Consider the following 10,871-nt stretch of genomic DNA (forward strand, 5'->3'; position numbering starts at 1 on the left):
GCAAGATTGCCGCCTCGCGCAATTTCAGCATTTGCATCGCTCACCGTTTCAAGCCGATCTACATCGCATTGTTGGGCACCCGCTTGCCGGTAGTGGGTGTCCATCACGCCTTTTCCTACTACAAGCGCCGTAGCCGGGCGCTGTTGACGAAGGCCTTGATCTGCCGCTCCACGCCCCAGCTGCTGAGCTTCCACGGTTTGAGCGGACTGATCGGCGCCTTCAGGCCCGAGGCCGACACCAGCAGGGGATGGGCGGCATAGCGACCCGCGTGCAGGATCTGCATGCAGATTTTGCCGCCCGCACCGTGGACGGCGTCGGTGACGATGCGGTGCTTGTGCACCTCCCAGGGCCAGCTGAGCTTGCCCGCGAACGGCTTGAGCCAGCCAACGAGGTTGGGAGCGATGCCGCCGGTGACGATCAGGCCCACCCCACCTTCGGCGCGTTCGCGGAAGTAGGCCGCCAGCTTGGGGAAGTCCCGTGCGTGGTCTTCCAGGCCGGTGTGCATGGAGCCCATCAGCACGCGGTTGGGCAGGGTGCAAAAGCCCAGGTCGAGGGGCTGGAAGAGGTGAGGGTAGGGCGTGGAGGTCATGGCGGGACGCATTGGACGGACTAGCCCTGCACGATGCCCGTAAAGCCAAACCCGGACAAGCGTGCGGTGGCTGTCCGGCCGCGCAGGGAGCTGGCTTGCGTTGTTATGGGAGCCGGCGACTTGCTTCGCGTTCTGGCACACTCAATACCTTCACGCCCACCGACCGTATGGACCGCCCACTCATGAGCCTCCACGACAGCCGATCCGCCCGGCGCCCCGATCCCGACCAGGCCATGGTCGACATCGCGAACTACATCACCGACTACTACATCGGTTCGTCCGAGGCCTACACCACCGCGCGCTACATGCTGCTCGATTCGCTGGCGTGCTCGATGCTGGCCATGCGCCATCCCGAATGCGTCAAGCACCTGGGCCCGCTGGTGCCCGGCGCCACGCTGCCCGGCGGAGCGCGGGTCCCCGGCACGTCGTTCGAGCTCGACCCGGCGCAGGCGGCCTACAACATCGGCGTGCAGGTTCGCTGGCTGGACTTCAACGACACCTGGCTGGCGGCCGAATGGGGCCACCCGTCGGACAACCTGGGCGCCCTGATGGCGGTGGGCGACTACCTGAGCCGCAAGGCCGAGCGCGAACACGGCAAGCCCCTCACCGTGCGCGACCTGCTCACCGCGGCCATCAAGGCCCACGAAATCCAGGGCGGCTACGCCCTCAAGAACAGCTTCAACCGCGTTGGCCTGGACCATGTCCTGCTGGTGCGCCTGGCTTCCACGGCGGTGGTCACCCACATGCTGGGTGGCGGCAAGGACGAAATCATCAACGCCGTCAGCAACAGCTGGGTGGACGGCGGGGCCCTGCGCACCTACCGCCATGCCCCCAACGCCGGCCCCCGGAAGGGCTGGGCCGCGGGCGACGCCTGCCGGCGCGCGGTGATCCACGCGCTGAACGCCATGAAGGGCTGCGAGGGCTATCCCAGCGCCCTGACGGCCAAGACCTGGGGCTTCTACGACGCGCTGTTCGAAGGCAAGCCGTTCGAGTTCGAGCGCCCCTTTGGCAGCTACGTGATGGAAAACGTCCTCTTCAAGATCAGCCACCCCGCCGAATTCCACGCCCAGACGGCCGTGGAGTGCGCGATGCAGCTGCACCCGAAGGTGGCCGGCAGGCTCGACCAGGTGGCCCGCATCGCGGTGGAGACCCAGGAAGCCGGGATGCGCATCATCGACAAGACCGGTCCGCTGTCCAACCCGGCCGACCGCGACCATTGCCTGCAGTACATGGTGGCCGTGCCGCTGATCTTCGGGCGCCTGAACGCCGACGACTATTCCGACGCCGTGGCGGCCGACCCGCGCATCGACGCGCTCCGGGCCAAGATGGAGGTCCGGGAGAACCCGGACTTCACCCGTGACTACTTCGACCCCGACAAGCGCAGCATCGGCAACTCGGTGGAGGTCTTCTTCGCGGACGGCAGTTCCACCGGCAAGGTGTCCATCGACACCCCGCTGGGCCACCGCGAGCGCCGGGGGGAGGGCATTCCGGCGCTGCTGGGCAAATTCGAGGCGGCCGTGGGCGGCCAGCTGCCGGCCAGGCGGGTCCAGCAGATACTGGAGCTGACCCGGGACACCTCCCGCTTCGAGGCCACCCCCATCCATCGCCTGGTGGACCTGTTCATAATCTGAAGGCTTTGCTTGCCAATACCCGGGCGAGTTGTTATGTTCCCGTTAACGCAAGATCCTGTAGCGTTGCCAATACGAAGCGAGGTCGGTCACACCCGACGCGCTAATTAGTGTGAAAGTACCCCTGTAAAACTTTGGAGCTAAGTCATGAAGAAGAACATCCTGTGCTGCGCCCTGCTTGCCGCGGCCGCCATGGCGCAATCCGCTACCGCCCAAGATTTTGACGATCGCTGGTACCTGACCGGCGGTCTTGGCATGAACATCCAGGACTCGGATCGCAACACCGACGACACCCTGTTCGGCACCCTGGGCTTCGGCAAGATGATTTCGCCGAACTGGTCCGTTGACGCCGAAGTGAACTACCAGAACCCGAACTTCGACGGTTCGGAACTGCTGTTCAGCCAGTACGGCGCCACCATCGACGCGCGTTACCACTTCATCAAGGAAGGCCGCAACTGGTGGCCGTACATCCGTGCCGGCATCGGCGCGCAGCGTTCGGAAGAAGAGTTCAACGCCTTCCCGAGCCCGCTCTCCCCCGGCCAGCGCGAAGACACCAACCTGACCGCGCAGCTCGGCGTCGGCCTGCAGGCTGACTACGACCGTTACGCCCTGCGTGGCGAAATCGGCACCCGCTATTCGTTCGACGACACCAGCATCGTCGCCCCGAACGAAAGCAGCTTCGGCGACATCCTTGCCTCCGTCACCCTGCTCGTGAAGCTCGGCGACCTGGCCACGGTTGTCACCCCGGAGCCGGCTGCCCCGCAGCAGACCTGTGCCGACCTGGACGACGACGGCGACGGCGTGAACAACTGCGACGACAAGTGCCCGAACTCGGTTGCCGGCCAGGCGATCGGTCCGGACGGTTGCCCGGTCGCGCTGACCATCGACCTGAAGGGCGTGAACTTCGACTTCGACAAGGACACCCTGCGTCCGGACGCCGAGGCCATCCTGGCCGAGGCCGTGTCGATCCTGCAGAAGTACCCGCAGCTGAAGGTTGAAGTGGCCGGTCACACCGACGCCGTCGGTACCGACCAGTACAACCAGGGCCTGTCGGAGCGTCGCGCCGCCACGGTTTACAACTACCTGACCAACGCCGGCGTCGACGCTTCGCGTCTGATGGGTCCGAACGGTTTCGGCGAGAGCCGCCCGATCGACACCAATGACACCGACGAAGGCCGTGCGAAGAACCGCCGCACCGAGCTGAACGTGCAGAACTGATCCTTCAGTCTCCACGGTGACACCCGAAGCCCGGCCTAGTGCCGGGCTTCGCTTTTGTGGCTTCGGCAAAAATTGAATTTGCATGGCGCGGCGACCGGGCCTAAGCTTCCAGCAATTCCCGACCATGCCGGTGCACCATGATCCGCAGCGCAATCGCTTCCATCGTCTTCCTGCCGGCGCTCGCCGTTGCCGCCTCGCCCTGCGCTACGTCGCTGCTGGCGCCCATGCCCGCTTCGGTGCCCACCCCCGAGATGCTGCACAGCGCCCCGGTGCTGGCCACGTGCGTGAACCTGCTTTCGTTCACCCAGCGCCTGCGCCAGCCGGCTGCGGCGCCTGCCGCCACCGCGGCCCCGGCTTCGGGCACCGCCTACACGCCCAAGACCCAGCACGACAACAGCCCCTGGCGTTTCGACATGAGCCAGAACGGCCGCCGCATGACGGCCGACGAGTTCAGCGCCTGGATGAAGGCCAAGGGCATCCGCGTGGCCACCGGCAAGCCCGGCGCGCAGGCAACAGCGCCCGCCGCCGTCGTTCCGGCGGCTGCCCCCGCTTCGAAGTAAGCCCGGCGCGCGCTACTTGCTGAAGCGGTAGTGCGCCACCAGCCATTCGTTGCCGTCGGCGTGGCCGAACAGCTCGGCACAGGCCATCCAGAACATGCGCCAGCGCTGGTTCCAGCGCGCCGCGTCGGCGGCGCCATAGGCCTGCACCAGCACTGACATCACTTCCTCGCTGTGGCGGTCCTGGTTTTCCAGCCAGTGGTTGGCCGTGCGCTGGTAGTGCGTCCCCGACACCAGCCAGCGATCCTCGATGCGCAGGTCGCGCTGGAAGTGCAGCAAGGTGTCCGCCGACGGCATCAGCCCGCCGGTGAAGAAGTAGCGGCCCATCCAGTTGTCTTCGCCCTGGGTTTCAAACGGGTACATCAGGCTGCGATGGCAAAAGATGTGCACGAACAGCTTGCCGCCCGGCTTGAGCCAGCGCGACACGTTGCCCAGCAGGTGCTGGTAGTTGCGCATGTGCTCGAACATCTCGATGGACACGGTGCGGTCGAACTCGCCCTCGGGCAGCTCCAGCCGGTTCACGTCGCAGGTGATGATCTCCACGTTGCCCAGCCCGCGCCGGGCCGCCTGGGCCAGGATGTGCTCGCGCTGGGTGCGCGAGTTGGACACGCCGGTGATGCGCGCGTTCGGGAACTGCTGGGCCATCCACAGCGTCAGCGAGCCCCAGCCGCAGCCCAGTTCCAGGATGCGCTGGCCGTCGGCCAGTTCGGCGCGCTGGCCGTACAGGGCCAGCATCGCCTCTTCGGCGGTGTCCAGGTCTTCGCTGCCGGTGGCATAGAAGCAGCTCGAATACTTGAGCCGCTTGCCCAGGCACAGTTCGAAGAACCGGGTGGGCACCTCGTAGTGCTGTTCGTTCGCGGCGGCGGTCTCGATGGCAATGGGGCTCTGCCGCAGTTCGTCCAGCAGCGTGCGGAAACGCCGGTCGGCGGCCTGCACGTCAAGCGCGCCTTCGTCGCGCAGGCGCTGTGCGTTCAGGCGGCGGATGCCGAGGCGGGTCAGGGCATCGGGCAGCAGCCCGCGTTCGCACAAATCGATCAGTGACATTGAATGACTCCGTGGATCAGGAATCCCGGCGCGGGGGCCGGGGGAAGAAAGCGCTTACTTCGCGCTGGTAGCGGGCATAGTCCTCCCCGCGCGAGCGCAGCGACTGCGCCTCGGTCCAGGGAATGCCGCTGACGCGGTAGAGGAAGGCGAACATCACCACCGGGCCCAGCAGGCTCAGCCAGAACCAGGGGCTGCCGATGGCCAGCAGCAGGTAGCTGAACCAGTGCAGCCACTCGAAGAAGTAGTTCGGATGGCGCGACCAGGACCACAGGCCCGCGCGGCAGGTCTTGCCGCGGTTGGCGGGGTCGGCGCGGAAGCGGGCCAGCTGCCGGTCGGCCAGGCTTTCTCCCGCCATCGACCCCAGCCACACCAGGCCGGCCAGCAGCACCCAGGCGCTGACGCGGTATTCGGGGTTGGCCGCCGCCGCCAGGAAGGGCAGCGAGAACAGCGCCACCACGCCCGCCTGGATCTGGAAGAAGGCGAAGAAGCGCGCCGGACTGCCTTGCCATGTTTCGCGCAGGGCGCGGTAGCGGCCGTCCTCTTCTTCGTTCAGCACGCGGTGCAGCAGGTGCAGGCACAGGCGCGCGCCCCAGACGGCGCCGAACATCGCCACCAGGCTGCGCACCAGGGGCGAGCCTTCGCCCACCACGCCGGCGAACAGCGCCGCCAGCGCCATCAGGCCAGCCCAGCCAACGTCCACGTAGCCGATGTTGCGCACGCGCATGGAGAAAGCCCAGAGCGCCGTCATCCCCAGTGCCGACGCCAGCCAGATGATTGCCAGCGCCAGCCACAGATTCATGCCGCGGCCCCCTGGGGGCGGGGCGGCGACAGACGTTGGTCCAGCGCGAACAGCAGCGGCATCGCGGCCGCCCAGCCCAGCGCCAGCGCCGCCATGGCCCAGGGCAGCGGCACCCCGAAGCTGACGGCGTCAAACGCGCGTGCGGCACCCCAGTAGGCCATCGGGCCACCGACCAGGCCGAACACCGCCGACATCCACGGGCGCTCGCGCAGGAAGTCCAGGGAGTGGTTGAGGGTCATCGCAAAGCCGGCCCAGAGCGCCAGGATCCACACCGGCGCGGCAAAGGTCCACGGCACCGGCTCGGCGTAAACCAGCCAGCCCGACGCCGCGAACGCACTGTCCAGCAGCAGGCCGACGGCCAGCGCGATGCCCAGGATGCGCAGGTCCTGCCGCGCCTTGCCGCCGAACGCCAGCACGGCCGCCACGAACAGCACGGCCGCCAGCGGGCCGGCCCAGGCCACGCCCTGTCCGGCGCCGGCGGTGCTGGCCAGCCAGACCACCTGGTAGCCCACCACGTTGCCAACCAGCCTGAGGGTGCGATTCACTCAGGCCGCCTCGGGTGCGGGGATGTACTGCGGGCGCCGGTTGCCCGGGCGCGCCAGCAGCAGGTGCACGTCGCCGATCGAGCGCTCGATGAAGCCGCCCTCGCAGTAGCACAGGTAGAACTCCCACATGCGGATGAAGCGCTCGTCGTAGCCCTGTGCCCGCACTTCGTCCAGGCGGCCCATGAAGCGCTGGCGCCAGTGGTTGAGGGTGAGTGCGTAGCTGGGGCCGAAGTCCTCCAGGTTCACCAGGCGCAGGTCGCTGGCCCGGGCCGCCGCGTTGGTGATGGCGCTCACGCACGGGATGAAGCTGCCCGGGAAAATGTGGCGCTTGATGAAGTCCACCGATGCCAGCGCCTGTTCATAGCGGCTGTCCTCGATGGTGATCGCCTGGATCAGGGCCAGGCCGTCGTGCTTGAGCAGCGACGCGCACTTGGCCAGGTAGGTGTCGAGGTACTGGTGGCCGATGGCCTCGATCATCTCGATGGACACCAGCTTGTCGTAGGTGCCCTGCAGGTCCCGGTAGTCTTCCAGCAGCACGGTGACTTTGTCCGACAGCCCGGCCTGGGCGACGCGCTCCACGGCCAGGGCGTGCTGTTCTTTGGAAATGGTGGTGGTGGTGACGCGGCAGCCGAAGTGGCTGGCCGCATACAGCGCCATGCCGCCCCAGCCCGTACCGATCTCCACCAGGTGGTCGGTGGGCTGCAGGTCGAGCTTGCGGCAGATGCGTTCGAGCTTGCGGCGCTGCGCGGCCTCCAGCGATTCATCCGGGCTGGCGAAGATGGCCGACGAATACATCATGCTTTCGTCCAGGAACAGCTTGAACAGATCGTTGCCCAGGTCGTAGTGCGCGGCGATGTTGCGCTGGCTGCCCAGGCGCGTGTTGCGCTTGAACGCATGCAGCGCGCGCATGGCCCAACCGCCCAGGCGCGCCAGGCCGGTTTCCATCGCGTCCAGGCGGTCGCGGTTGCGCACCAGCAGGCGCACCAGGCCCACCAGGTCGTCGCAGGTCCACAGGCCGTCCATGTAGGCCTCGCCCGCGCCGACCGAACCGTTGGCGGCAAGCGCGCGGTAAAAGCCCGGGTCGTTGATGTGCAGGGTGACGTCGAGCTCCGCGCCGGCTTCGCCCACGGTCACCGTGCCCAGGCCGTCGCGTACGGTCACCACGCCGCCCTGCAGGCCGTCGAGCGTGGCCAGCAGGCGCTGCCGCAGCGCGCGGTCGAGCGCGCCAAAGCGGGCGGCCTCCTCGGTGCGTGTGCTCAGGGTGTCGGCGGGGCTGCTCATTGGGGACTCCGGGGTTTGCTGTCAGGGTGGTCATGGAACGGAACGCGCTTGAACCAGAGCCGGGCGGCCTGCCAATAGATCGCCAGGGCGATCTTCGCGGTTTGCAAGGGATACCGCAGCAAGCATGAAGCCAGCGTGTGGGCATCCAGCGGGCGGCGGTCCAGCACCAGCGTGGCGTCGAACTCGCGGCCGCCCGCGGCCAGCACGTCCATGTGCAGCCGCAGCGTATCGCCCGGCACCTGGAAGGCCCAGTGGTACTGGCGCTGCATCGGCATGAACGGGGACACGTGGAAGGCCTTGTCGAAGTCCCAGTGCAGCGCGTCGCCGCGGCGCTGGGCCTCCGCCACCGGCAGCACGTAGGCGTGACGTTCGTCCCACGGCGTGTTGGTGATCTCGGCCAGGATCCAGTCCAGGGTTTCGCCATCGTCCAGGAAGCCGTAGTAGAAGCTCACCGGATTCATCGTCTTGCCGAAGTAGCGGGCGTGCGTCAGCAGCCGTATCGGCCCGCTGGGGCGCCGCCCCAGGCTGGCCTGGACCCGGTCACGCACGGCGGTGTCGAGCGGGATCGACGGGTCGCCGAAATAGTCGCGGCGGCGGAACTGCGCCAGGTTGGGCCGATCCACCGACCACAGCCAGCGGCCGGCGAACACCCGGTCGAGTTCGGCCAGGTCCAGGTACAGCTGGAAAATCCGGTAGCTGAAGTCGTGGCTGCGTGGCGACACCCGGCGGTGCCGGACCCAGCCTTCGTAAACGGCGGATTTCAGGGCCACGCCACGCCCAACCCACGGGCCACGTCGATGCCGCTGCGCAGGCCGTCCTCGTGGAAGCCGAAACCCCAGTAGGCGCCGGCGTACCAGGTGCGGTTCACGCCGTTGATCTCATGGCGCCTGGACTGTGCGGCGACGCTGGCGTGCGAGTAGACCGGGTGGTGGTAGCGCATGCGCGCCAGGATCTTGGCCGGGTCGATGTGCTTGCTTCGGTTGAGCGTGACCACGAACGGTTCGGGCGAATCCAGCCCCTGCAGCAGGTTCATCACGTAGCTCACCGTGCACGGCGCGCCGGGCTCGGCCGGCACGTAGGCACTCCAGGCCGCCCACGCCTGGCGGTTGCGCGGCAGCAGGCTGGCGTCGGTGTGCAGTACGGTTTCGTTGGCCTGGTAGGGCATGGCGCCCAGCACTTCGCGTTCGGCATCGCCGGGGTCGGCCAGCATCGCCAGGGCCTGGTCGCTGTGGCAGGCCAGCACCACCTGGTCGAAGCGCTCGCTGCCGCTGTCGGTGCTCACCGTGACGCCGTCGGCGTCGCGCTGCACGCGTGACACCGGCGACGACAGCCGCACCTTCACCGACCACGCCGCCTGCAGCGCCTGGATGTAGCTCGACGACCCGTCGCGCACCACGCGCCACGGCGGCCGGCCCTGCACCTGCAGCATGTGGTGGTTGTCCATGAACCGCGCCAGGTACTTGGCCGGGAAGCCCATGATGCTCTCGGACGGCGACGACCACAGCGCCGAGGCCATCGGCACCAGATGGTCCTCGATGAACAGCTTCGAATAGCCGTTCTGGCCCAGGTAGTCGCCCAGCGACGGGCCGTCGCCGGCCAGGGACAGCAGGGCGGGCGCCTCGCGGTAGAAGCGCAGGATGTCGCGCACCATGCCCCAGAAGCGCGGCGACACCAGGTTGCGGCGCTGGCAGAACAGGCGGTTGAAGTCGGTGGCGTTGTACTCAAGCCCGCTGCGCGCGTCGTGCACGCCGAAGCTCATCGTGGTTTCTTTCGACGCCACGCCCAGCTGGTCGAACATCTTCGTCAGCAGCGGGTAGTTCTGGGCGTTGAAGACGATGAAGCCGGTGTCCACGGCATACCGGCGCCCGGCCTGCACCACGCTGTGGGTGTGCGTGTGGCCGCCCAGGCGCGATTCGCGCTCGAACAGCACCACCTCGTGTTCGCGCGACAGCTGCCAGGCGGCGCCCAGCCCCGCGATGCCGCTACCGACCACCGCAATCTTCATGCCGATTCCGGGCGTGCCGTGCGCATGTCCGCGGGCACCGGCTTGAGGTCACGCACCAGCCCCAGCAGGGCCATGGCGCGCAGGCCCAGGTAGGTGAGGTCGAGTTCGTACCAGGCAAAGCCCTGCCGGGCCGAGCCGGGGAAGTGGTGGTGGTTGTTGTGCCAGCCCTCGCCGAAGGTGATCAGGGCCAGGAAAGCGTTGTTGCGGCTGTCGTCGCGGGTGGCGAAACGGCGCGTGCCCCAGCGGTGCGCCAGCGAGTTGATGGTGACCGTGGCATGGAACAGCACGATGGTGGACACGAAGAAGCCCCACACCAGCAGCTGCGGCCCGGTGGTGCCCAGGCCCGGGTGCGCCGCCTCCAGCCAGCTGCCCAGGGCGTAAAGGCCCACGGCCAGCAGCGCCGGCACCAGGATGTCGAAGCGGTCCAGCAGGCGCAGCTCGGGGAAGCGCGCAATGTCCTTGATGCTGTCGAAGTTGGTGCCGAACCCGCGCCGGGTCAGGAACCAGCCCATGTGGCTGCGGAAGAAGCCGTGGCGCGGCGAGTGCACGTCGTGTTCGGTGTCGGCATGGCGGTGGTGGTGGCGGTGGTGCGCCGCCCACCACAGCGGCCCGCGCTGCACCGACGCGGCGCCCACGACCGCGAAGGCGAACTGCACCGGACGCGAAGTCTTGAAGGCCTTGTGGGCGAAATAGCGGTGGTAGAAGCCGGTGATGGCGAACATGCGCACGGCGTAAAGCGCCACCGCGGTCCACAGCGCGAACCACGAAAAGCCCACCCAGAACACCGTCAGGCAGGCCAGGTGCAGCGCGATGAACGGCACCACGCGCAGCCAGTCGATTCGGTCCAGGTCGCCGTCGTCCACAGCGGCCGCGCTGGTGTCGAACCAGAGCAGCGTGGCGCGGACGGCGCGTCGCCAAAGGGACGGCGTGGTGGCGTCGGAAGAAGATTCAGGCATGAGCGTATGGTGGTTTTCCAACGGTGATGGGTGGGTGAACCGCCCACATTCGCAGGCGTATGCGGCCACTCACGGCAAGTATCAGACTAGCGAAGATAACTACGCATGCGCCATCCTTTGCGGATGCAGCGTTCATCCAAGCCCCGACCCTCCGACGGACCCCGCCACGGCGTCGCGCGGGTCCTGTCCAAAGCCGGGCTGTGGTTGGGGGGGCCCCCCCCCCCCCGCGGGGGGGGGGGGGGGGGGGGG

The 10,871-nt window shown here is 67.8% G+C and carries 10 protein-coding genes and 1 pseudogene; 3 read left to right on the top strand and 8 right to left on the bottom strand.

The window, feature by feature from the left end; genetic code table 11:
* Positions 1-124 precede the first annotated feature (124 nt).
* Positions 125-601, bottom strand: a pseudogene (locus tag K0M70_RS08680) (NADPH-dependent 2,4-dienoyl-CoA reductase); the annotation flags it as partial.
* A gap of 170 nt (positions 602-771) precedes the next feature.
* On the opposite strand from K0M70_RS08680, the gene K0M70_RS08685 reads away from it, so the two are divergent.
* The 3 genes from K0M70_RS08685 to K0M70_RS08695 all read left to right on the top strand — a co-directional run bounded on the left by K0M70_RS08685 (position 772) and on the right by K0M70_RS08695 (position 3,995).
* On the top strand, positions 772-2,220 hold the full coding sequence (locus K0M70_RS08685; RefSeq protein WP_290781404.1) for a bifunctional 2-methylcitrate dehydratase/aconitate hydratase: 1,449 nt from the start codon (positions 772-774) through the stop codon (positions 2,218-2,220).
* Between the two features lie 144 nt (positions 2,221-2,364).
* A complete protein-coding gene (locus K0M70_RS08690) occupies positions 2,365-3,435 on the top strand; it encodes an OmpA family protein (RefSeq protein ID WP_290781405.1) in 1,071 nt (356 codons plus the stop codon).
* Positions 3,436-3,572: 137 nt separating this feature from the next.
* A complete protein-coding gene (locus K0M70_RS08695) occupies positions 3,573-3,995 on the top strand; it encodes a hypothetical protein (RefSeq protein ID WP_290781413.1) in 423 nt (140 codons plus the stop codon).
* A 12-nt stretch (positions 3,996-4,007) separates the two neighbouring features.
* Here K0M70_RS08695 and K0M70_RS08700 read toward each other — a convergent pair whose 3' ends face one another.
* From K0M70_RS08700 to K0M70_RS08730, 7 genes are read right to left on the bottom strand one after another with little or no spacing between them, the layout of a single operon-like run.
* A complete protein-coding gene (locus K0M70_RS08700) occupies positions 4,008-5,036 on the bottom strand; it encodes a cyclopropane-fatty-acyl-phospholipid synthase family protein (protein ID WP_290781406.1) in 1,029 nt (342 codons plus the stop codon).
* 16 nt (positions 5,037-5,052) lie between these two features.
* Positions 5,053-5,784: a DUF1295 domain-containing protein gene (locus K0M70_RS08705; protein WP_290781412.1), complete on the bottom strand. Its 732-nt coding sequence runs from the start codon at positions 5,782-5,784 to the stop codon at positions 5,053-5,055.
* A gap of 47 nt (positions 5,785-5,831) precedes the next feature.
* Positions 5,832-6,380, bottom strand: coding sequence for a DUF2878 domain-containing protein (locus tag K0M70_RS08710; RefSeq protein ID WP_290781407.1), 549 nt, complete (start codon positions 6,378-6,380; stop codon positions 5,832-5,834).
* Complete coding sequence (locus K0M70_RS08715; protein WP_290781408.1) at positions 6,381-7,661, bottom strand: cyclopropane-fatty-acyl-phospholipid synthase family protein; 1,281 nt, start codon at positions 7,659-7,661, stop codon at positions 6,381-6,383.
* Positions 7,658-8,431, bottom strand: coding sequence for a DUF1365 domain-containing protein (locus K0M70_RS08720; RefSeq protein ID WP_290781409.1), 774 nt, complete (start codon positions 8,429-8,431; stop codon positions 7,658-7,660). The genes K0M70_RS08715 and K0M70_RS08720 overlap by 4 nt, the downstream gene beginning before the upstream one ends.
* Positions 8,422-9,666, bottom strand: coding sequence for an FAD-dependent oxidoreductase (locus K0M70_RS08725; RefSeq protein ID WP_290781410.1), 1,245 nt, complete (start codon positions 9,664-9,666; stop codon positions 8,422-8,424). The genes K0M70_RS08720 and K0M70_RS08725 overlap by 10 nt, the downstream gene beginning before the upstream one ends.
* On the bottom strand, positions 9,663-10,622 hold the full coding sequence (locus tag K0M70_RS08730) for an acyl-CoA desaturase (RefSeq protein ID WP_290781411.1): 960 nt from the start codon (positions 10,620-10,622) through the stop codon (positions 9,663-9,665). Before K0M70_RS08730 ends, K0M70_RS08725 begins: the two co-directional genes overlap by 4 nt.
* Between the last annotated feature and the right edge of the window lie 249 nt (positions 10,623-10,871).

Source organism: Arenimonas sp., assembly GCF_019459675.1.
Lineage (GTDB): Bacteria > Pseudomonadota > Gammaproteobacteria > Xanthomonadales > Xanthomonadaceae > Arenimonas.